The sequence below is a fragment of the Yoonia rosea genome, from assembly GCF_900156505.1.
In the GTDB taxonomy this organism is placed as follows: Bacteria; Pseudomonadota; Alphaproteobacteria; order Rhodobacterales; family Rhodobacteraceae; genus Yoonia; species Yoonia rosea.
On the sequence record NZ_FTPR01000001.1, the window covers coordinates 958292 to 980629 of the forward strand.

Annotated in this window: 24 protein-coding genes; 12 read left to right on the top strand and 12 right to left on the bottom strand. The window is 58.9% G+C overall.

Annotated elements, in window-relative coordinates; translation table 11 throughout:
- Positions 1-53 precede the first annotated feature (53 nt).
- Genes lptF through rsmA form a run of 6 tightly spaced genes read left to right on the top strand, consistent with a single transcriptional unit; the run spans position 54 to position 7379 of the window.
- Positions 54-1163: an LPS export ABC transporter permease LptF gene (gene lptF, locus B0B09_RS04630; RefSeq protein ID WP_076658550.1), complete on the top strand. Its 1110-nt coding sequence runs from the start codon at positions 54-56 to the stop codon at positions 1161-1163.
- Positions 1160-2254, top strand: a complete 1095-nt coding sequence (gene lptG, locus B0B09_RS04635; RefSeq protein ID WP_076658551.1) for an LPS export ABC transporter permease LptG — start codon at positions 1160-1162, stop codon at positions 2252-2254. The genes lptF and lptG overlap by 4 nt, the downstream gene beginning before the upstream one ends.
- On the top strand, positions 2254-4353 hold the full coding sequence (locus tag B0B09_RS04640; protein ID WP_076658552.1) for an LPS-assembly protein LptD: 2100 nt from the start codon (positions 2254-2256) through the stop codon (positions 4351-4353). The genes lptG and B0B09_RS04640 overlap by 1 nt, the downstream gene beginning before the upstream one ends.
- A 5-nt stretch (positions 4354-4358) precedes the next feature.
- Positions 4359-5594, top strand: coding sequence for a peptidylprolyl isomerase (locus tag B0B09_RS04645; protein WP_084190728.1), 1236 nt, complete (start codon positions 4359-4361; stop codon positions 5592-5594).
- Positions 5594-6550: a 4-hydroxythreonine-4-phosphate dehydrogenase PdxA gene (gene pdxA, locus B0B09_RS04650; protein WP_076658554.1), complete on the top strand. Its 957-nt coding sequence runs from the start codon at positions 5594-5596 to the stop codon at positions 6548-6550. The genes B0B09_RS04645 and pdxA overlap by 1 nt, the downstream gene beginning before the upstream one ends.
- A complete protein-coding gene (gene rsmA / locus B0B09_RS04655; RefSeq protein WP_076658555.1) occupies positions 6537-7379 on the top strand; it encodes a 16S rRNA (adenine(1518)-N(6)/adenine(1519)-N(6))-dimethyltransferase RsmA in 843 nt (280 codons plus the stop codon). The genes pdxA and rsmA overlap by 14 nt, the downstream gene beginning before the upstream one ends.
- A 100-nt stretch (positions 7380-7479) precedes the next feature.
- Here rsmA and B0B09_RS04660 read toward each other — a convergent pair whose 3' ends face one another.
- The 7 genes from B0B09_RS04660 to B0B09_RS04690 form a co-directional block, all read right to left on the bottom strand.
- Entirely contained in the window at positions 7480-7995 is a 516-nt protein-coding gene (locus B0B09_RS04660; protein ID WP_076658556.1) for a DUF4167 domain-containing protein, read from the bottom strand.
- Between the two features lie 218 nt (positions 7996-8213).
- A complete protein-coding gene (gene prmC, locus B0B09_RS04665) occupies positions 8214-9062 on the bottom strand; it encodes a peptide chain release factor N(5)-glutamine methyltransferase (RefSeq protein ID WP_076658557.1) in 849 nt (282 codons plus the stop codon).
- Positions 9059-10114 (bottom strand): peptide chain release factor 1, encoded by a 1056-nt coding sequence (prfA, locus tag B0B09_RS04670; protein WP_076658558.1) that lies wholly within the window; start codon positions 10112-10114, stop codon positions 9059-9061. The genes prmC and prfA overlap by 4 nt, the downstream gene beginning before the upstream one ends.
- A gap of 18 nt (positions 10115-10132) precedes the next feature.
- Positions 10133-10564 carry a DUF1499 domain-containing protein gene (locus B0B09_RS04675; protein WP_076658559.1) on the bottom strand — a complete coding sequence of 144 codons (432 nt, stop codon included), beginning with the start codon at positions 10562-10564 and terminating at the stop codon, positions 10133-10135.
- A 57-nt stretch (positions 10565-10621) separates the two neighbouring features.
- Complete coding sequence (speB, locus tag B0B09_RS04680; RefSeq protein WP_076658560.1) at positions 10622-11563, bottom strand: agmatinase; 942 nt, start codon at positions 11561-11563, stop codon at positions 10622-10624.
- Positions 11563-12531 (bottom strand): agmatinase, encoded by a 969-nt coding sequence (speB, locus tag B0B09_RS04685; protein ID WP_076659797.1) that lies wholly within the window; start codon positions 12529-12531, stop codon positions 11563-11565. The genes speB (B0B09_RS04680) and speB (B0B09_RS04685) overlap by 1 nt, the downstream gene beginning before the upstream one ends.
- Positions 12532-12598: 67 nt before the next feature.
- Entirely contained in the window at positions 12599-13756 is a 1158-nt protein-coding gene (locus B0B09_RS04690) for a M20 aminoacylase family protein (protein ID WP_076658561.1), read from the bottom strand.
- Positions 13757-13819: 63 nt separating this feature from the next.
- Between B0B09_RS04690 and mazG the strand changes: the two genes are divergently transcribed.
- Together mazG and B0B09_RS04700 are read left to right on the top strand one after the other, a co-directional pair.
- Positions 13820-14638, top strand: coding sequence for a nucleoside triphosphate pyrophosphohydrolase (mazG, locus tag B0B09_RS04695; RefSeq protein ID WP_076658562.1), 819 nt, complete (start codon positions 13820-13822; stop codon positions 14636-14638).
- 52 nt (positions 14639-14690) lie between these two features.
- Positions 14691-15356, top strand: coding sequence for a hypothetical protein (locus B0B09_RS04700; RefSeq protein WP_131824993.1), 666 nt, complete (start codon positions 14691-14693; stop codon positions 15354-15356).
- Here the strand turns inward: B0B09_RS04700 and B0B09_RS04705 are convergent.
- Genes B0B09_RS04705 through B0B09_RS04715 form a run of 3 tightly spaced genes read right to left on the bottom strand, consistent with a single transcriptional unit; the run spans position 15353 to position 18237 of the window.
- Positions 15353-15658, bottom strand: coding sequence for a hypothetical protein (locus B0B09_RS04705; RefSeq protein ID WP_076658564.1), 306 nt, complete (start codon positions 15656-15658; stop codon positions 15353-15355). The two genes, B0B09_RS04700 and B0B09_RS04705, sit on opposite strands and share 4 nt — an antisense overlap.
- 35 nt (positions 15659-15693) lie before the next feature.
- Positions 15694-17499: an ABC-F family ATP-binding cassette domain-containing protein gene (locus B0B09_RS04710; RefSeq protein WP_076658565.1), complete on the bottom strand. Its 1806-nt coding sequence runs from the start codon at positions 17497-17499 to the stop codon at positions 15694-15696.
- A 9-nt stretch (positions 17500-17508) separates the two neighbouring features.
- Positions 17509-18237, bottom strand: coding sequence for a GNAT family N-acetyltransferase (locus B0B09_RS04715; protein ID WP_076658566.1), 729 nt, complete (start codon positions 18235-18237; stop codon positions 17509-17511).
- A gap of 75 nt (positions 18238-18312) precedes the next feature.
- Here B0B09_RS04715 and msrB point away from each other — a divergent pair, with 75 nt between their 5' ends.
- Entirely contained in the window at positions 18313-18705 is a 393-nt protein-coding gene (msrB, locus tag B0B09_RS04720; protein ID WP_076658567.1) for a peptide-methionine (R)-S-oxide reductase MsrB, read from the top strand.
- A 14-nt stretch (positions 18706-18719) separates the two neighbouring features.
- Here the strand turns inward: msrB and B0B09_RS04725 are convergent, their stop codons facing one another.
- Positions 18720-19580 carry a hypothetical protein gene (locus B0B09_RS04725; RefSeq protein ID WP_076658568.1) on the bottom strand — a complete coding sequence of 287 codons (861 nt, stop codon included), beginning with the start codon at positions 19578-19580 and terminating at the stop codon, positions 18720-18722.
- 133 nt (positions 19581-19713) lie between these two features.
- Complete coding sequence (locus B0B09_RS04730; RefSeq protein ID WP_076658569.1) at positions 19714-20190, bottom strand: outer membrane protein assembly factor BamE; 477 nt, start codon at positions 20188-20190, stop codon at positions 19714-19716.
- An 84-nt stretch (positions 20191-20274) separates the two neighbouring features.
- Between B0B09_RS04730 and B0B09_RS04735 the strand changes: the two genes are divergently transcribed.
- The 3 genes from B0B09_RS04735 (at position 20275) to plsX (ending at position 22338) form a co-directional block, all read left to right on the top strand.
- Positions 20275-20823 (top strand): YceD family protein, encoded by a 549-nt coding sequence (locus B0B09_RS04735; RefSeq protein WP_076658570.1) that lies wholly within the window; start codon positions 20275-20277, stop codon positions 20821-20823.
- A 161-nt stretch (positions 20824-20984) separates the two neighbouring features.
- Entirely contained in the window at positions 20985-21191 is a 207-nt protein-coding gene (gene rpmF, locus B0B09_RS04740) for a 50S ribosomal protein L32 (RefSeq protein ID WP_055292964.1), read from the top strand.
- A 22-nt stretch (positions 21192-21213) separates the two neighbouring features.
- Positions 21214-22338, top strand: coding sequence for a phosphate acyltransferase PlsX (gene plsX / locus B0B09_RS04745; RefSeq protein ID WP_076658571.1), 1125 nt, complete (start codon positions 21214-21216; stop codon positions 22336-22338).

Here is a 22338-nt window from a genome sequence, read left to right on the forward strand (position 1 = left end):
ATACAGCGACAGGCATCACAAAGGACACAGCATTGGGGCGATTCGACAGATATATGTTGTCGCAACTGATGGTGCTGTTCGGCTTTTTCAGCCTCGTGCTGGTGTTGATCTATTGGATCAACCGCGCGGTGTCCCTCTTTGACCAATTGATCGCCGACGGGCAGTCTGCGACGGTTTTCCTTGAGTTCACTGCGCTGTCACTTCCTTCTGTCATGCGACTGGCACTGCCTTTGGCGGCCTTTGCATCGGCGGTCTATGTGACCAACCGCATGACGACAGAATCTGAACTGACCGTCGTGCAGGCAACCGGCTATTCGCCGTTCCGCCTTGCGCGGCCCGTGATGTATTTCGGGCTGATTGTCGCGGTGATGATGTCGGCCCTGATGCACTTTCTCGTCCCCCTCAGCAGTGCGCGTCTGGTCGAGCGTGAGGCAGAGATCGCACAGAACATCACTGCACGCTTTCTGACCGAGGGCCGCTTTCTCGAACCAGTCAACGGCGTGACCTTCTATATCCGTGACATCACGCCCGAAGGGGAATTACGCGATGTGTTTCTATCCGACATCCGCGACGCAGATGAACAAATGACCTATACCGCCGCACAGGCGTTTCTGGTCCGGCAGGACGGCGCGACACAGCTGGTCATGATTGATGGCATGATCCAGATACTCAGGACAGCGGATCAACGCCTGTTCCGCACATCGTTTGATGATTTCGCATTTAACATCAGCAGCTTGATGGCCGAACCCCGCACAGGCAGACGCCGCGAGACTGTTATACCGACGTGGGAATTGCTTAATCCGACGCAAGCCCTGCAAGATGAAACAAACCGCTCGGCCGCCCAGCTTCTGGCGACAGCACACGACCGGTTCAGCCAGTCCCTTCTGGGCGCCGTTGCCGCACTGCTTGGTTTCTCCGCATTGATGGTGGGCAGCTATAGCCGGTTCGGGGTGTGGAGGCAGATCATTTTCGCAATTGTCCTCATTATCATCGTCAAAGCCGTCGAGACATCCGGCTTGCGCACGGCGCGCAGTGATCCGGAACTCTGGTTTGTGGCTTACCTGCAATGTTTTGTCGGGTTTGTGATGATCTGGTTTTTGCTGTTCTGGGCCAGCCGCCCCTATCTTTTCAAACGCCGGATCCCAGAGGGCAGCGCACCATGATCCTGCACCGCTATTTCGCACGCCGTTTCCTGATCACACTCATGGGTGTGGGCGGGGTTTTCTTTATGATCATGCTGTTTTCCGAACTGGTCGAGCAGTTGCGCCGTTTCGGAAGTGCCGACGCGACTTTCACCGATGTGCTGATCCTGAGCCTGCTGAACATCCCCGACGCGCTTTATACGATTATGCCGCTCATCGTCATTCTTGCGACCGTGGCGTTGTTCCTCAGCCTTGCGCGCTCCTCCGAGATGGTGGTGACGCGGGCGGCGGGGCGTTCGGCCCTCAAGGCATTGCTCGCCCCGTTGGCCGTGGCATTTATTGCGGGTGTGCTGGCCGTTGCAGTTTTGAACCCCATCGTCGCGGGCACCTCGAAAGAATATGAGGTGCGCAGCGACGCCCTGCGCGGCACAAGTTCGGTGCTTTCGATCGGCTCGTCGGGTCTTTGGTTGCGTCAGGGGGATGCGATAGGCCAGACCGTCATCCGCGCCCAAAGCGCAAATCTGGATGGGACGCGATTGAGCGACGTGACCTTCCTGACCTTCACACCTGACGGCGAACCCAACCAGCGGATCAGTGCACAGGTCGCGGAATTGGTGGCGGGCGCATGGGTCTTGCAAGACGCCAAGTCGTGGTCCCTGTCCGAAGACACAACGCCCGAAGCAACAGCACAGATATTGGACGAACTCAGCCTGCCCTCTACCCTGACACCTGATCAGATCCGCGACAGCTTTGGCACGCCGTCTTCCATCTCGATCTGGGACTTGCCCGCTTTCATCGACCGGCTGCAAACGGCGGGTTTTTCGGCACAACGCCATCTGATGTGGTTCCATAAAGAGATGGCGCAACCGCTCTTTCTGGTCGCGATGGTGATGATCGGGGCGAGTTTCACCTTGCGCCATCAGCGCGGCGGGCGCACCGGCCTGATGGTCATGTTCGCGATCCTGCTGGCCTTTGTGATCTATTTTATCCGCAATTTTGCGCAGGTGCTTGGCGAAAACGGGCAATTGCCGGTGTTGCTTGCGGCATGGGCCCCGCCCTTTGTCGCAATCGGGATATCCATGGGTTTCCTGTTGCACAACGAGGACGGCTGATGCGCGTTTTCCTGGTAATTTTGATGCTTTGTCTGCCTCTTTCGCTGCATGCTCAAGGGGCTGCAACGCTTGTCGCGGATCGTGTTGCGCTGACCGAGGATGAACAGCTGATTGCGTCGGGCAACGTCGAAGTGCTCTTTGACGGCAGCCGCCTGACCGCCAGTGAGATTGTATTTGATCGCGCCAGCGACACGTTGCAGATTGTCGGGCCGATCATCGTTCAGGCGGCCGACGGCACCATCTTTACCGCAGACCGCGCCACGCTTGACCCCCGCCTTGAGAACGGCATCCTGCAAGGGGCGCGCATCGTGCTCCAGCAGCAGTTGCAAGTGGCATCAAACCAGATTGACCGCCGCGACGGACGGTATTCGCAACTCTACAAGACAACGGCGACGTCTTGCCGGGTTTGCGGCACGCAGACCCCGTTATGGGAAATCCGCGCCGAGCAGGTGATCCACGATTCAGAAGAACGGCAACTCTATTTCCGTAACGCCACCTTGCGTGTACGCGGCATACCGGTTTTGTGGTTGCCACGTATGCGCCTGCCCGACCCATCGCTTGACCGGGCCAGCGGCCTGCTGACCCCCGAACAGCGGAACACAACACAACTGGGTTTCGGGATAAAGCTGCCCTATTTCATCACGCTTGGTGACCATCGTGACCTGACGCTGACACCCTATATCTCACCGGAAACAACCACGCTGGAGCTGCGTTATCGTCAGGCGTCCGCAAATGGTAATCTGACGGTGCAAGGCGCAGTTAGCGACGACACATTGCTGCCGGAAGCGCGGTCTTATCTTTTCGCCGAAGGCCGGTTCAAACTTGCGGATGCCTATCAACTCAACTTTGACATCGAAACGGCCAGTGACCCCGCCTATCTTCTGGATTACGGCTATTCAGATATCGACCGGCTTGAGAGTGCGGTGCAACTCCTGCGCGTCATGGACGACACGCTCTTCAATGCAAGACTGACGAATTACGAGTCGCTCCGTGATGACGAAGACGACGAATCCCTCCCACCCATTATTGCAGATCTGGCTTATGAGACGCGCTATGAGCCTGCCTTTGGCGGTGTCTTGCGCTATGGAACAAGCCTTGATGCCGCTTACAGATACAGCACAACCGACGGGGACGCCGGACGCGATATCGGCCGCATCGGGGCGGCAGGCGCATGGTCCGACAGCTGGGTCCTGCCTTATGGCTTTGTCGCAGATATGCAAACCGGCTTGCGCACGGATGTCTATTTCGTCAGCGATGACGTTGACTTCGAAAACGAGGATGTGCGCGCAGCCTCCAGTATCGGGGGGACATTGCGCTGGCCGCTGGGGCGCGTCGGCACAGCCGGTACCACCCATCTTCTGGAACCTGTCGCCAGCCTCAGTTGGGCCGAAACCTATGGCGGCACGCCCCCCAACGAAGACAGCCTGCGGACCGAACTGGACCGCGCCAATCTTTTTGCCCTGTCACGCTATGCAGGCGATGATCGCATCGAAACAGGCCTGCAAGCAGCGGCCGGTCTGACATGGACGCGACTGGGCGGCCGGGGGGTCAACTCGGTTCTCAGCTTTGGGCGGGTGTTCCGCCAAGACGTGCAGGACGGGTTTACCAATACATCAGGTCTGAATGGACTGAATTCCGACTGGCTGATTGCCGGCCAGTTCACAGCCCCCGGCGGTTTTCTCTTTGACACGCGCAGCCTGTGGAATGGCGTACAGGACCTGACTGTCACCGACAGCCGGATCGCGTGGCAGAATGACCGCATATCACTGGGCGCAAACTATGTCTGGCTGGGTCCGGACCCAGAGGAAGACCGCCTGGAAACCAGTTCGGAATGGACGGTCGATGCAGGCTTTGTCATCAATGATGCATGGTCGCTCGAGGTGGATGCACGCTATGATCTCGCCGCCGAGCGACCCGTCCGCGCAGGCGCGATCCTGCAATGGAGAAACGAATGTGTGACAGTCGACGTTTCGGCCTCGCGCCGCTTTACGTCTTCCAGTACGGTTGAACCCACAACAACTTTCGGGATAAGCGGCTCTATCGGAAGCTTTTCCACAGGGCGTGCGACAGGCGGGCTCGCGACAGGATGCGGAAACTGAAACGAATGACGAGTTTTGAGATGCTTAGAAGTCGGTTTATGGCGGCAGTGGCCGTGGCACTTTTCGGGACATGTGTCGCGACAAATGCGGTCGCACAGGGCCAATTGACACCTGTGATTACAGTAGATGACCGCGTCATCACGCAATACGAACTGACCCAGCGCATCCGCCTGCTTGAACTGTTCCGCACGCCGGGTGACCTGAATGAAGCCGCGCGCAATGCGCTGATCGACGATCGTCTGAAGCAACAGGAAATGGCCCGGTTTGACGTGACCATATCCGACGATGTCCTCCAGCAGGAATTGGAAGCCTTTGCCCAACGCGCCAATATGACGCTGCCGCAATTCACACAGGTGCTCGCACAGAACGGTGTAGATTTCGGCACGCTGCGCGATTTCGTCGGGATCAGTGTCTTGTGGCGGGACTATGTGCGCGCCCGTTTCAGGCGTCAGGTGACAATCACCGATAGTGATGTCGAACGCGCCATTGCACAGCGCGGCAACGCGCGCTCGCAACTTGAGGTCCTTTTGTCGGAAATCATCATTGCAGCCCCACCCGATCGCGCCGCACAGGCACGACAGGTGGCCGAGCAGATTTCGCGGATGCGCTCTTTTGCCGAATTTGAAGCCGCAGCACGTCAGGTCTCGGCGTTGCCGTCCCGTGAGGATGGCGGACGCCTTGGGTGGCTGCCCCTTGACAACTATCCACCACAGATTGGTGCCATAATCGTTGATCTGGAACCGGGCGAAGTCACTGAACCGATCGAAATCCCTAACGGTATCGCGCTGTTCCAACTGCGTGGCACGCGCGAGGCCCTGCGCCCCGCACAGGCCCCCGTCAGCCTTGAATATGCCGCCTATTATATTCCCGGTGGAAAATCAGACGCCGGCCTGCGCGCGGCGGCAACAGTCAGCGATCAGGTCGACACCTGCGACGATCTTTATGGCGTGGCGCGCAACCAACCGGTTGAGGCCCTCGACCGGTTGACCGTAGCCCCTTCTGAGATTCCCGACGAAATCGCGCTGGAACTGGCCCGCCTTGATCCGGGCGAGGTGTCTTACAACCTGACGCGCGACAATGGTGACACGCTTGTTTTCCTGATGCTCTGCGCGCGCAATACCGCAGACGCCGACACGATTGACCCCGCCGCCGTGCGCCAGCAGATTTTCAGCCAGCGCCTGACAGCGCTTGCTGATGCGTTGCTCGAAGACCTGCGAGCCTCTGCCGTTATCCGCCCCTGATGCAACCGATCGCCATCAGTTGCGGCGAACCGGCAGGGATCGGCCCCGAGATCGCTGTTACGGCGTGGCAGGCGCTCCGAAACGAAGTGCCGCTGTTGTGGATCGGTGACCCAACGCATCTGCCTGCAGGGACCGATGTGCATCGCGCCACTGATCCCAGCGATATCCATCCCTTCAAGATGACAGTGCTCGCCCGCGATTTCGGCAGCCCCGCCACCCCGGGCAAACCTGACCCGCGCCATGCCAGCGGTGTCATTGCGGCCATCGCCGATGCCGTGGCGCTGGTGCAGGCCGGTGCTGCCCGCGCGCTTTGTACTGCACCCATCCATAAGGCCGCCCTGATCGACGGTGCCGATTTCGCCTACCCCGGGCATACGGAATATCTGGCGGCCCTCGCGGGGACCGATCAGGTGGTGATGATGCTGGCCTGTGATGCGCTCCGCGTCGTGCCGACCACCATTCATATCCCGCTGTCGGACGTCCCCACCACACTGACCGCCAGCCTTCTGACCGATACCATTCTGATTACGCATGCCGCATTGCGCCGTGATTTCGGGATCGCCAAGCCGCGCATCGCCGTGGCAGGTTTGAACCCGCATGCAGGCGAAGACGGGAAAATGGGCCATGAAGAGCAGGACATGATCACCCCCGTGCTGAATGCCCTTCGCGCCCAAGGCATGGATATCAGCGGGCCAATGTCGGCCGACACGATGTTCCACGCGGGCGCGCGGGCGCGCTATGACGTGGCGGTCTGCATGTACCATGATCAGGCCCTGATCCCGATCAAGACGCTGGATTTTTCCGGCGGTGTGAACGTGACGCTAGGCCTGCCCTTTATCCGCACGTCGCCCGACCACGGCACCGCCTTTGACATCGCTGGCAAAGGGATCGCCGACGCCACTTCGATGATCGCGGCCATCCGCATGGCCGCAACAATGGCCGATGCCCGTGATTGACAACCTGCCGCCCCTGCGCGAGGTGATCGCAACGCATGAACTGGCGGCGAAAAAATCGCTCGGCCAGAACTTTCTGCTCGATCTGAACCTGACAGCCAAGATTGCGCGGCTGGCGGGCGATCTCACTGGCGCTGACGTGCTCGAAATCGGTCCCGGTCCGGGTGGCCTTACGCGGGGTCTCTTGGCCGAAGGGGCGCGCCGCGTGCTGGCGATTGAAAAAGACCCCCGGTGCATGCCCGCCTTGGCCGAAATTGCCGCAGCCTATCCCGGCAGGTTACAGGCCATCAACGGCGATGCGCTCACGGTCAATCCGCTCGAACACCTGACACAACCGATCAAGATTACGGCCAACCTGCCCTATAACGTCGGCACGGAGCTCTTGGTGCGCTGGCTGACACCACCGGAATGGCCCCCGTTCTGGGACAGCCTGACACTGATGTTCCAACGCGAAGTGGCGCAAAGGATCGTCGCGACACCGGGCAGCAAAGCCTACGGGCGTCTGGCGCTCTTGGCGCAGTGGCGCACGGATGCCAGGATCGTGCTGGAACTGCCGCCCGAGGCCTTCAGCCCCCCACCCAAAGTGAATTCCGCCGTGGTCCACCTGACCGCCCTGCCCGCACCGCGCTATCCTGCGGATCCTGCCACGCTCAATAAAGTGGTGGCCGCCGCGTTCAATCAACGCCGCAAGATGCTGCGCTCGGCACTCAAATCCGTCAGCCCTGATATCGAAGACCACCTGAATGCGGTCGGCATCAAACCCACGGAACGCGCCGAACAGGTCGGATTAGAGGCCTTCTGCGCTTTGGCAAGAAGCCTCGACGCGTCCTAGGGCCCTTGGCCCCCGGGCTTTCCATGTCCCATCAAACTTCCGCCGGAGGCAATCCTGCCCCCGCCAAACAAAAAGCCCCCCGAAATCGGAGGGCTTGTCTTTATTCAGCAGCCTCTGGGGCGCTGTCGCTCTTTGGCCCCTCATCGGGGGCCTTGCGCGGTTTGCGCGGCTGACGCGGGCGCTTGGGCTTGGCCTCGGGCGTTTCCACCAGGCCGCTGTCACCTTCGTGCACATGATCCGGCTGATCCGTCTCCAAGGGCGCGTTCGCGGCCTCTTCCTGCGCGTTCAAACGTTCCTGACGCTCGCGGTCACGCTCGGCCTGACGCTGACGGTTCTGTTCTTCCTGTTCTTCGCGCTTTGCATCCACTTCGCGCTGCGCCTCGGCCAGCATCCGCGTGTAGTGCTCTGCGTGTTGGGCAAAGTTTTCCGCATCCACACGGTCGCCTGACAAAACGGCATCGCGGTGAAGTTGGTTATATTTTTCAATAATTTGCTGCGGCGTACCGCGCACTTTGCCATCAGGGCCCGAGCTGTCAAACACCCGGTTGATGATGTTACCGCCCGTGGGTCGGTTGTTGCGATTTTTATTTCGCGACCGTGACTTAGATGATCTCATAAGTTGCTTTCAAGCCTTTGGCTGTCGTTGCTGGGCCAATGTCGCGCCAAAAGCGCGTCTCAAATCTGTAGCCTTGCGATGTTTGGCGGCTGATCGGGGGGAGGTTAGTGGCGAGCCTCGTCCCATCCGATGGGAATGAATAAGCATGTGGGCGAGTGCAAGACAAGACTAAAGTGAGTAAAAGGCGCGTTTTTGCCGGTTAATGTGGTGCTGGCGGGTCAGGAGCGCCGGGTTTTGCCGGTTACAACGCGGTCACGGCCATCAAGGTCGGGAATCACAAAAACATGCGCCAGCCCCCCCTGCCGCATCAGTTCAGCCACAGCTTTGCCTTGCGTCGATCCGATCTCAAAGATCAACCGGCCCTCCGGTTCCAGCACATGCTGCGCCTGCGCAATGATGGTGCGGTAGGCGGACAAACCATCTGCTTCATCGGTGAGTGCCAAACGCGGTTCCCATTCGCGCACATCACGCGACAGGCCCGCCATTTCATCGGCGGCAATATAGGGCGGGTTCGCCACGATCAGATCAAAGGGCCGCCTGATACCCGCCATCCAGTCGCTTTGCACAAAGGTTGCTCTGTCATCCACGTGGTTGCGCTGCGCGTTGCGCAAGGCCACGGCAAGCGCCTTGGGCGACACATCGGCCCCCACACCGACCGCGCCCGGGTTTTCCGCCAGCAGCGTGATCAGAATACAACCAGACCCCGTCCCGAGATCCAGCACACGCGCGAAGGGATCGCGCAACGCCACATCAATCAGCGTTTCCGTTTCAGGGCGCGGGTCGAGCACATCCTTTGTCACCTCGAAATCGCGCCCATAAAACGCACGTGACCCGATCAGATGCGACACAGGCTCGAACCGCGACCGGCGCGCGATCAGGTGATCAAACCGTGTCATGACCTCTGCCGACACAGGCTCTGGCAAGATCAGCGTCAGCCGCCCTGCATCCGCGCCAGAGGCATAAGCAAAGAGCTTGCGCGCATCCCGCGCGGCATCAGGCACACCGGCTTTGGTCAGGTGCTGAACAGCCGCTGCCAGAACCTGACTGCCGGTTCTGGCGTCATTCACGCGCCCATCTCGGCCAACATCGTGGCTTGTGCGTCAGATTGCAGGGCATCGATGATTTCATCCAGATCGCCCTGCATCACCTGCCCCAAGGAATAGAGCGTGAGGTTGATCCGGTGATCCGTCAGGCGCCCTTGCGGGAAGTTGTAGGTTCTGATCCGCTCCGAGCGGTCGCCCGAGCCGACCTGGCTTTTCCGATCCGCAGAGCGTTGGCTGTCCACGCGCTGGCGCTCCATATCAAACAGCCGCGTTTTCAGCACCTGCATCGCAATCTCGCGGTTGCGGTGCTGGGATTTCTCGGAACTGACAACAATGATGCCGGTGGGAATATGCAGGATCCGCACCGCACTGTCCGTGGTATTGACGTGCTGTCCCCCCGATCCGGAGGCACGCATTGTATCAATGCGGAGATCATTCGCGTTGATCTCGATATCGACGTCTTCCGCCTCGGGCAGCACGGCCACCGTCGCAGCAGAGGTATGAATGCGCCCGCCACTCTCGGTTTCAGGCACGCGCTGCACGCGGTGCACGCCGCTTTCGTATTTCAGCCTTGCGAAGACACCATCACCGACAACCCGCGCGACAACCTCTTTCACGCCGCCAAGTTCGCTCAGGCTTTCTTCGAGGATTTCGAATTTCCAGCCCTGCTTTTCGGCATAACGCTGATACATCCGCAGCAAATCTGCCGCGAAAAGCCCCGCTTCATCACCGCCCGTGCCGGGCCGGATTTCCAGCAATGCAGGGCGGCCGTCAGCGGCATCTTTGGGCAAAAGCGCCAGCTGCACGTCATGTTCTGACGCTTCCAGCGCCGCTTTCAAATCAGGCAATTCCGCCTCGGCCAGTTCCTTCATCTCCGGATCGGCCAGCATCGCCTCGGCATCAGCGATCTGCGCGAGCAGGTCCTTGTAGGCGGTCACGGTTTCCACGACGGGGCGCAGATCGGCATATTCCTTGCCCAATTTGGCGATATCATTGCCGGCGGCACCACTGGACATTTTCGCCTCCAGAAACTGGAAACGGTCAATCAGCTGTTCAATTTTATCAGATGCGATCATGGATCACCGATTGGCGGATCAAAGCGGCTCGGTCAAGGGGGCAAGCGTTTCAAGCCAGCTTTCAACGCGGGCCTTGTTCACACCCATATCGGACTGGCCGAACCGCAACCTGCCATAAATCACAAGCAGATCGTCCTGCACGGCAACAGTTGTATGATCTGGAAACCCCCACAAAAGCGACCGTGTCTGAAAAGTCATCATACCCTCTGCTACACTGCCCGCCAGCAACCGTGTCCGTGGTGTCGCCAAGGCCCGCTGTTCAGCCAGCGCCAGCACGTCGGCAGCGGGGGCATTGATGCGGCGCACGGCAAGGAACGACCCCGGCCCCTCCGTATCGCCCGGCGCAGTCACTTCGGGCACTTGATGCCAGCGCGCTATGTCCGTCGGCGCAAACCGCACATAGGCCATAAGACCGGCAACAATGAGAATGATCAGATAAAGAATGCGCATAGGGCCCTCATAATTAATTTAAAATGCACCTAATGCGCCGCTGGCCACTTGTGAAGCCTAGCGGTACGGCACACCCGGCAAGATCGACAGCATTTCAAACATCAAATTCGCCCCTGTCAGCGCAGTATTGCCCGACGGATCATAGGGCGGCGACACCTCGACCAGATCGCAGCCCACGATATTCAAGCCCCGCAAACCACGGATCAGCTCCATCGCCTGCGGTGTGGTCAGCCCGCCAATCTCGGGCGTGCCTGTGCCCGGCGCATAGGCGGGGTCCAGACTGTCGATGTCATAGGTGATATAACAGGGCTGATCGCCGATCGCGGCCTTGATCTCGGCCGCGAGGGGCGTCAGCGACTTATGCCACAACGCGGGCGCAAGATATTGGTTGAACCCCCAGCCCGCGGCTTCGGTAAAATCATCTGCGGTATAACCCGTACCCCGCAGCCCGATCTGGAACACCTTGTTGGCGGTAATCAGCCCCTCCTCATAGGCACGACGAAACACTGTACCGTGGGTCTCGCGTTCGCCGAACATCTCGTCGTTCACATCGGCATGGGCATCGACATGGATCAGCGCGACCGGCCCGTGTTTTGCCGCCACCGCGCGCAGCACAGGCAAGGTCAGCGTGTGATCACCGCCCAGCGTCATCGGAATGAAATCATGCTTGAGGTGTGAAGTATAAGTATCTGTAATAATGCGGATACTTTCCGATAGCGAAAACGTATTGATCGCCACATCCCCGATGTCGGCACATTGCAGCGCATCAAAGGGGGCCGCACCCGTCTGGATGTTATAGGGGCGGATCATCGCCGATTGTTCGCGCAATTGCTTGGGCCCCATCCGCGTCCCTGATCGCCAAGAGGTGCCGATATCCATCGGAATGCCGATAAATCCCACATCAAGCCCTTGCGCGCTGCTCACATCCGGCAAACGCATAAAGGTCTGCGGCCCTGAAAACCGCGCCAGATCATTCCCTGATATCGGTTGGTTTGGCATCACTTTTTCCTTTTGTTCCAGAGTGAAAGACAGCAAAGCTCCATTGCGATATGTGCCCCCGCAATCGCGGTGGCGCCCGTGGTATCATAGGGCGGCGAAACTTCGACCACATCCCCCCCCACCATGTCGATCCCCGCGATATCCCGCAGGATCGCGGCGGCCTGCCAAGACGCCAGACCACCCCAGACAGGCGTGCCGGTGCCCGGCGCAAAAGCGGGATCAAGTGCGTCAATATCAAAGCTCACATAGGTCGGATGATCGCCCACGCGTGCTTTGATCTGTTCGGCCACCCAACCGCTGCCCTTTTCGTGGCACCTGCGGGCGGCAATATAGGGCATCCCCAAATAGTCTGCGCATTCCGTCCGAATGCCGATCTGGATCGAGCGCGTCACATCAACAAGGCCCAGTTTCACCGCCTTATACATCATCGTGCCGTGATCAATGCGGGCCATATCGTCATCCGGCCAAAGATCGGAATGGGCGTCAAACTGCACCACCGACATCGGCCCGTATTTTGCGGCATAGGCGCGCAGGATCGGCAGGGTGATAAAGTGATCACCGCCCAAGGTCACCGCTCCGCAGCCCTGCCCCAATATTCCCGCTGTATGGGCCTCTACCAGATCGGGCACACCGGCCACATTGGCATAATCAAAGGCCATATCGCCATAATCGGCGATGGCGAACTCGCTCAATGGATCAAACCCGTCCCAGCCGTAAGGCGGATCATAAGGTTGCAGGCTTGACGCCTCGCGGATCGCGCGGGGCCCGAAACGGGTGCCCGGGCGGTGGGTGACGGCCTGATCGAATGGCACACCTGTGACGGCCAGATCAAAGCCCGTCAGATCCTTGGTGTACATCCGGCGCAAGAACGACGTGGCCCCGCCAAAAGCGTTTTCATAGGCCAACCCACGCCGATCTACCGCCGTAAATGCCCCGTCGACCGCCTCTTTCGCTTTATCAAGTGTCACCACACCACCTCATTTTCCATGTTCAATCAAACTTCCGCCGGAGGCTCCTGCCCCCGGACCGCGCGCCTTAGGCCGCTGGCAAAGCCCGCTCGACCAACCGCGCGAAATAGGACGCCCCCACAGGGGCCGCCCCATCGGCAAAATCATACTTGGGGTGATGCAACCCCGCACTGTCGCCGTTACCGACATACACATAGGCACCGGGGCGCTTTTCGAGAAAATAGGAAAAATCCTCTGCCCCCATGTCATACTGGCGGGCATCGTCCACATCCGGCGAGATTTCCCGCGCGACAGCGGCGGCAAAGGCAGTCTTTTCAGGGTCATTGATCGTGGCCGGATAGCCGCGTTCGTAAATTACCTCGGCCTGCACACCGTAAGCTGCCGCATGGCCCGCGACGATCTCGGTCAGCCGCTTTTCCACCATGTCCTGCACCGATTTTGCCATCGTGCGGACTGTGCCGTTGATATAGGCTTTCTCGGGGACGATGTTATCGGCTGATCCCGTATGAATTTGCGTGACCGAGACGACCAGATCCTCGAACGGCACATGGTTGCGGCTCACAATCGTCTGGATCGCATTGACCATCCCCACAGCCGCAACCACCGGATCAGCGGTTTCGTAAGGGTAGGCCCCGTGCCCGCCGATCCCTGTGATATGAATATGAAAGCTATCGACAGCGGCCATAATCGGCCCCGGGGTGGTATAGAAGGCCCCCACCGCATCGCCCGGTCCACTGTGCAGGGCATAGACCTCGGCGATATCAAACCGCTCGAGAATACCTTCCCTGACCATCACCTCACCGCCGCCGCCATTCTCTTCGGCAGGCTGGAAAATCAACGCCACGCGCCCCGCAAAATTGCGCGTTTCCGCCAGATAACGCGCCGCCCCCAGCAGCATCGTCGTATGCCCGTCATGGCCGCAGGCATGCATCCGGCCCGCCACCTTTGAGGCATACTCCAACCCCGTTTCCTCTTGCATCGGGAGCGCATCCATGTCGGCGCGCAGACCAATGGTCGGTCCCGCGGCCTTGCCGTTGATAATCGCCACGACGCCGGATGTCGCAATCCCTTCATGGATCTCATCGACACCAAATGCGCGCAGTTTCTCGACCACGAAAGCCGCCGTTTCATGGCAGTCAAACCCCAACTCGGGATGCTGGTGCAGATGCCTGCGCCATGCGGTCATATCCTCCGCAAAATCGGCGATACGGTTAATCACTGGCATGTCTGGTGCTCCGGGAGTTCTGCTCTTACGGTGCCACTTGACCCCAACAAGAGGCCCCGTGCAATGCCTGATGACACCCTGATCCATGATCCCGATGGCGGAATGCCGCGTCTGCTGGAAATCATGCGCCGCCTGCGTGATCCCGACACCGGCTGCCCTTGGGATATCGCACAGGATTTCGCCAGCATCGCCCCCTACACCATTGAAGAGGCCTATGAGGTCGCTGATGCCATCGCCCGCGCCGACTGGAAGGATCTTGAGGGTGAATTGGGCGATCTTCTGCTGCAAACCGTTTATCACACGCAGATGGGGTCCGAGGCGGGGCATTTCACCTTTGACAGCGTGGTCAAGGCGATTGCCGACAAGATGGTCGCGCGGCATCCGCATGTCTTTGGTGACGAATCGCGTGATAAAAGCCCCGCGCAACAAACCCAGGACTGGGAAAGGATCAAAGCCGCCGAACGCGCAGGCAAGGCCCAGACCCGCACGCTGGACGGTATCGCCACCGGCCTGCCCGCCCTGACCCGCGCGGTCAAACTGCAAAACCGGGCGGCCCGTGTGGGCTTTGACTGGCCCGACACATCCCATGTGATCGCCAAGATCGTAGAAGAGGCCGGTGAATTGGTCGAAGCGCGCGCGACCTTGTCCCAAACAGAGGTCGCCGAAGAATTCGGTGATCTGATGTTTGTGGTGGCCAATCTTGCCCGCCATCTTGATATCGATCCCGAAACCGCCCTGCGTGCCGCCAACGCCAAATTTACACGGCGCTTTGAGGCGGTAGAAGATGCATTGAAAGCAAAGGGTAAAACCCCCGCTGACAGCGATCTGGCCGAGATGGACGCGCTATGGGATCAGGTTAAAGCGGCCGAAAAGGCGCGTTGACCCACGCGCGACACCACTTGCCTGACAGCAAAGAAGCATTCGAATGGTCGCTATGATGAATTTTGCACCAACAACCGAAGATTACGGACTGCTCGCCATGCCTTTGGCTGCGGCGGCGCAGGCTTATGAAAGGCTGTTTGCGGCGGCTGACCAGTCACTGACGCGGCAGAACATCGAGGGCAAGCCGTCCGCGCTTTTTCACGCACTCGAACCACTGACCATGGCACTTGACCGAACCATGCTGATTGCCCACGGGCCAACCTGGACCAGCTATTTTGCAAACGGGCTGCTTGGGTCCGATGCAGTCCTGCCCGTGTCGCGTATCGCGGCCATGAACGGGTGCACCGGCCTGCGTATCTGCCGATCATCCAAAGCGACGCTTCTTGAGGTCTATGAAAGCCCCGAACGCGGTGGCGATGGTTTAAATCTGCGCCGCACGATCTATGCCGCGCAGGATGGCAAATGGACATTCGGCAACAGCGGCACCCCATATCCATTTGAAAGCACTGAACAATACACAGAGAAGCGCATCAAAGACCGGTTCACACCAAAGCATCTGGATGCCATGCTTGACGGCCTTGGTGCACCCGTGACCCCCCTGCCACCTCTCGATCAGCATAACGCGGTGCTTTTTGTGCAGGATGGCGCAAAGGCATCGCGGCTTACGTTATATTCCTATGCGCAGGTGCAGGCCAAAGAACCGTGGAAGCGCAACTAGGTCAACGCGCAAGCAACACGGTGCCCGTCTGTCGCACGCGCCAAAAGCCCATCCACGAATGTGGCATGCACGAATTTCACGTCAATCGCTTCGTCATAAATGTAAGATAAACAAACGGTATCTTCAGCACCAGATGCGCGGCTTTCGAATTGATGTGCGCCAATAACAGCAGCGACTTGCGCCTGATCCATCCCAACTTCGAGCCGATTTGCCAGACTGTCAGAACTTGCGAAAATCGCGGGCTGTTCGCAGGCGGCCAATAGCAGAGCGGCGGCGGCCAGAACTGTTTTCAGATGTGACATTTCTTTCCCCGGTCGTGGTAAACTATGATGACAGGCTAGCCCGCTTTGTCTTCCAGCATCAACCATTCTTCCTCGGCATCCTGCAGCGCGTTTTGCCGCGCGACCAACGCGTCAGTGGCTTTTTGGAACTTCACAGGCTGCTTGGTGAAGAGCTCAGGATCGGCCAGCAACTCCTCAAGCTTTGTGATCTCGGCGGTCAGTTTGTCGATAACCGAAGGCAGTTCTTCAAGACGATGTTTTTCGGTAAAAGACAGACCCGAAACCTCTTTCTTCGGTGCTTCTTTTTCCTTCTTGGCCAATGGCTTGCTGGCCTGTTTGGCCTCGGTAAAATCACCGCCGCGTTGGGCGCGATAGTCTGTCCAACCGCCAGCATAGACGACCGCCTCGCCATTTCCTTCCATGGCAATCGTCGTGGTCGCGACACGGTCGAGAAAGTCACGGTCGTGACTGACGAGAAGCACCGTGCCCTCGTAATCGCCCAATATATCCTGCAACAGATCCAGCGTTTCGATATCCAGATCGTTGGTCGGTTCGTCAAGGATCAGCAGATTGCTTTCCCGCGCCATCAGCCGCGCCAGCAAGAGCCGCGCTTTTTCACCGCCCGAAAGCGACCGCACGGGCGCACGTGCTTGCGCTTCGTTGAACAAAAATTCCTTCAGATAGCCGACCACATGTTTGGGCGTGCCGCGCACCATGATCTGGTCGGATTTTCCGGACACACCCAGTTCGGGGTCATTGGCCAGATTTTCCCACAGCGTCATGTCTTCGTTCAACGCCGCGCGCGTCTGGTCAAACACCGCAATATCAAGGTTCGTGCCCAGCTTGATCGACCCTTCATCAGGTGCCACCTGCCCCAAAAGCATCTTGATCAGTGTGGTTTTGCCCACACCATTCGGCCCCACAAAGGCAATGCGGTCACCGCGCTGCACGGTCAGATCGAAATTGCGGACAATATTCTTGCCATCAAAGGCTTTGCTTAGACCGAAGGCCTCAACCACCTTCTTGCCGGAGGTCGACCCGCCGTCAAAGGCCATCGCCGCCGTGCCCTGCCGTGTGATCTGTGCGGCACGTTGGGCGCGCAATTCCTGCAAGGCACGCACGCGGCCTTGGTTGCGCTTGCGGCGTGCAGAAATGCCCTCCACCGCCCAACGCGCCTCGGCCTTGATTTTACGGTTCAGCTTGTGGCGTTGCTGGTCTTCCTCTTCCCAGATTTTATCGCGCCACGCCTCGAAGTTCTCGAAACCCTCTTCAGCACGCCGCACCTGCCCGCGGTCAATCCACAGCGTCGCACGCGTCAGCGCACGCAAAAATGCTCGGTCGTGGCTAATCAGTACGAATCCCGCACGGGTGGATTTGAGTTCATTCTCAAGCCAGGCAATCGCTTCGATATCAAGGTGGTTCGTCGGCTCGTCCAGCAGCATCAATTCGGGCGCTTCGGCCATCAGCTTGGCCAAGGCGGCGCGCCGGCGCTCACCGCCCGAGGCGGTATTCACATCACCTGCGGGATCGAATTTCAGCCCCTCGGCCACCATATCAACCTTATAGGCCTCATCAATATCCAGCCCGCTGGCGGCATAATCCCCCAAGGTGGCAAAACCCGCCATTGTCGGGTCCTGCTCCATATAGCCCACCCGCACACCGGGGGCGGCGGTGCGCGCGCCACTGTCGGGCAGGACCAGCCCCGCCATCACCTTCATCAAGGTGGATTTGCCCGATCCGTTGCGCCCCACCAGCGCCACACGGTCACCGGGTTGGACGACCAAGGACAGGTCTTCGAATACAGGATCGCCGCCGAAGGTCAGCGCGATTTCAGAGAGTTGGAGTAAGGGTGCTCTAGCCATATCCGCCTGCTATGGCAGAGATGCTGTCTGCGCAAGGGCCCTCAGTGCAGCGGCACGCGCAGGCGGCACCGATGCGACCTCAAGACAGGTGAAAACATGCAGCGTCTGCATATGCCGGTCGATCACCGCGTGGTCACAGACCCAGCCGCCCATGGCCAGATAGGTGCGCAAAAGCGGCGGCATCGGCACGGTGCCATGGCACGGGATATCGGCAAAGCGCACGACCTCTGCGGCTTTCGGGCCGGGGCGCAAGGTTTCAGGCCCCAGATGACGCGCGGCAAGTCGTTGAAAGGCCCGCCCGTATGGCGCGGGATCGGTACCTGCAAAACTGGTACAGCCGAACAGGACCGCGATACCGCGCGCATCCACCAGCCCGGTCAACGCCCCCCACGCTACGCGCAAAACATCCGCATCACGCGCATCAGCAGCAATACAAAAGCGGCCCACCTCGATCATCGGGGCGGCGCAGGTCGCAAGCCCCGATAGATCATAATACCCCGCCGCATAGCACTTGCCGATCTCGGCCCCTGACGCGATTTCAAGCAACCGTGCCGTCGCCACCAGCCGCCCCGCCTGATCCTCGACCATCACATGGGCGCAAATCGCATCATAGGCATCGCGGTCCTGCCCCTTGCCGCCAAAAAAGCACTGATGCCGCAGGCGGTGACAGGCAACAAGATCATCATCGGTTCTTGCCAACCGTGCCGCATAGCGTCCGTCCTGAAACGAAATTGTCATCTGGGCCTGCCTTGGCGAACTACCGTTGTCGACCTAAGTTAACGCTAGAAAAGTTACGAAAGGAATGGGGAAACCATGGATAAAGTTGTCAAATCTGATGCCGAATGGCGGGCGCAGCTCTCGGATATGGCCTATAAGGTTACGCGCAAGCATGGCACGGAACGGGCTGGCACGCATGAGGATTTCCCGAAAGGTCCGGGCACTTACATGTGTGTTTGCTGTGGTGCGCCGCTCTTTGAACAGGCGGCCAAATTCGAAAGCGGCACAGGCTGGCCTTCGTTCTATCAACCCATCGATTCCGAAATGGTTGGCGAGAGTGTCGACCGCAGCTTTTTCATGAAGCGCACCGAGGTGCATTGTAACCGCTGCGACGCGCATCTGGGCCATGTGTTCCCCGACGGACCGCAGCCAACCGGTCTGCGCTACTGTATCAACGGGGTCGCGCTGGAATTCGAACCGGAAGAATAGTCACTTATGCGTCGCTATGGGCATTTGCGCGCATGCCGCGACACATTCGACATGTTCGTTACAAACCGCGGGAGTGTACACAGGCCACCTGGACAACGCGCCACGCCCTGATCGGTTGGAAACAGAAAAACCTGTGTGTCGACAGTGGCAAACGGAACGTTATTATCATTCAGCAGTACGGGAATATCATTGAAAATCAGCCTGAAAAATGTAGGCGAAGCAGGCGAAACAACATCCACATCATCATAGGGAAACCTGCGCTCAATACCCAAGGGTATGCCCGACGACGTCGTCTGAACGTATCTCAGATACAAGCGTGGCCCAAGCACCTGCACAGCATTCTCGCAGCCCTCGACGGGGTTTTGAAAGACAGTGCCCGTCACTTCAGACGGCCCCTTCGGTTCGTTGATTTGCGCACGCCAACTACTGTCCATGATCTCGAAAGCGAAAGGTGAGTGACACGCAGTAAATGTTCCAGAGATCGAGATGGACGTCTGAGAAAGATTGCGTGCATCGAAAGGCGAACGCTGCAATTCGCCGCCGTTGCAGCTGACTTCGACTTGTGTGAGTTCAGTGCCAGACCTGTGACCTACAAAGCATCTTGCTTCTTCCTCTAGGATGACACCATCCGATGATATGCTAGCTTCCCGCAAAGACTGCACATGCTGCGCCGTATAGGACACTTCGCCGGTCTCGAATTCCACTTTGAACGCGATTTGGCCGGGACCATTGCATTGAGGGTGATCTTCAATGATCGTGAGCGGAGCAAATAATCCATTTGGAATATCTGATGCAATTGTGTCCGCATCGCTGGCGACAGGTGCTGCGATAAAAGACGCGCAAACCACACCACCTAGGAAAAGTGAATTCTGCATCGATTCCCCCGCTCTACTTCAGGTAGAACTATGGGCAACCTGATCTGTCACTTCAAGGTGCAGGCGTCTATGGCAGCAGCCTCCTGACCAAACCAGCGGGCATGACAAGTGATTGTCATTGCCCAAGTGCGCCTTACGGCTCGTCACCCAGGAATTGCCCGGCATCAATGCGGCCGAACGATCCCAACAGCTGACTGAGGAAAGTAATGTCGTTGATACCGTCCTCGGTCACCCGACGGTCAAGCACGACCACGCGGCCGTCTTCGAGCGTGTAGCGCGAGATATTGCGCACGCGGTCGCCCGCGTCAAAATCAATCGCCAGAACCTGCCTGTCCACTTCTTCCGGTGCGAAGGGTCCGAAGACTTCGAACTGGCTGGACGCATAGTAGATCGTGTTGTTCTGCAAGGCGCGGTCAGACACAGGCGGGCCGAAAAGTCCGATCACCTCGTCCTTGGTTGTGCTGCCGACATTCACCGCCGCAAGCTCTTCTGCGGGGGGGATAAAGCCGTGATAGCGGTCCATCGGGCTACAACCAGCCGCAATGGCAAACACAGACACTAATCCTGCGGCCTTGATTGTTTTGCGCAGCTTTACTGTCATCGCACTCATACCCGTCGCCTCTTGCCTTGGCGCCGCGCGCCTTTTATCCCCGATACAGTACACCCCGCCCCTGTTCAAGAATCGAAAGCAGTAATGACCAACATACCCACGTCACATCTGCGTTTGGCTGATCTGGCAACGCGCAAACCAACATCTTTTGAACTTGTGCCGACGCCACAGGAACGCGCGGCGATTGCAGAGGAGCTTGGCATTGTCGGGATCAAGAAACTGCGCTTTGCCGGAACACTGACACCGCAAGACCGCAAGGACTGGGTCTTGAACGGCGAACTGGGTGCCACGGTGGTGCAATCCTGCGTCGTCACGCTTGATCCGGTGACCACCCGCATAGATGAGCCGCTTGTGCGGCACTACATGGCCGAACTGCCCGAGATTGAAGCCACCGAGATCGAAATGCCCGTGGAGGACACAGTTGAGGCCTTGCCCGAAACGCTCGACCTTGCGCAGGTGATGATCGAGGCGCTGGCGCTGGCTTTGCCGCTTTATCCGCGCAAAGAGGATGCCGCGCTCACAGATGCGGTTTTCACCAAACCGGGCGAAACCCCGATGACGGACGATGATGCCAAGCCCTTTGCGGGCCTAGGCGCCTTACGGGAAAATCTTGAAAAGAAAGAAGAAAAATAGCGCCACGGCCCTTGGCGAAAAAGGGTTGCACTATAGAGGAATCGCAGTATGTTCGCGGCCTCTTTGACATCGTGTCTCGACAGGGCTGCCACAATGGCGTAGGACCCCGCGCAGACGCACAGAAATCAGGGCCGCGGCCCTTTAAACCATAGGGTTGAGACATGGCTGTCCAGCAGAATAAAGTATCCAAATCCCGCCGCAACAACCGGCGTGCACATGATTCACTCGTCGCGGCGAACCCGAACGAGTGTGACAACTGTGGTGAGCTCAAGCGCCCACACCACGTATGCCCGTCTTGTGGCCACTATGCGACACGTGAAGTGATCGCAAACACCACAGAAATCGATCTCGACGACGACGCTGCATAACGTCACGCAAAGGCAAAGTAGCATGACAACACCCCAGACGGACACCGCTCCGACACAGGGGCATGCAGCAAGCCAAGTGCTTTCCGTTGACGCCATGGGCGGCGACAAAGGGCCTGCAACGGTTGTTGCGGGCCTTTCGGCGTTTTTACGCGACAAACCCGCCGCCCGTGCAATTCTTCATGGGCGCGAGGCCGAACTGGAATCGCTGGTTGCCAAACACGGGATCGGCGAGCGCGTGACGATCCATGATGCCGCTGACGTCGTGATGATGACCGACAAGCCCAGCCATGTGCTGCGCCATGGCAAGAACACTTCCATGTGGTCGGCGATCGAAGCGGTGCGCAACCGCGAGGCCGCTGTTGCTGTCAGCTGCGGCAACACAGGCGGTCTGATGGCGATGTCCATGCTGCGCCTGCGCAAGGCCGAGGGCGTCAACCGCCCCGCCATCGCCTGTCTGTGGCCATCACGTAACCCCTCAGGGTTCAATGTGATGCTGGATGCGGGTGCCGATATCCGCGCCGATCAGGATGATCTGCTGACTTATGCGCTCATGGGGGCCTCTTATGCGCGCAACGGTCTTGATATCGCGCGCCCGCGCGTGGGGCTTTTGAATGTCGGCACCGAAGAGCACAAAGGCCGCGCCGAACTGAAAGTTGCCCATGAACTTATTGGAAACGCTGCAATAATCGGTGACTTTGACTATGTTGGCTTTGTAGAGGGCGGCGACCTTCCTTCCAACAAAGTCGATGTGATCGTCACCGACGGTTTCACCGGTAATGTCGCGTTGAAAACCGGCGAAGGCACCGCCACTCTGATCAGCGAGCTGCTGCGCGGTGCCTTGATGAAGAACCCTTGGTCCATGTTGGGTGCCGTGCTTGCAGGCGGGTCATTGCGTGCATTGCGCAAACGGATTGATCCGCGTCGCGTGAATGGTGGCGTCTTTCTGGGGCTCAACCAGACGGTGATCAAAAGCCACGGGTCTGCGGATGAAACGGGTGTTGCAGCGGCCCTACACCTTGCCTACCGGCTCGCAGAGAGCGGATTTTCAGATAAACTCGCGGCAAGGGTTGCGTCCGCTGCGTCGCTTGCCCAAGATGCCAGCACGGCAAGCGGAACTGATGGTTCCAAGACAAAAACGGACAAATAA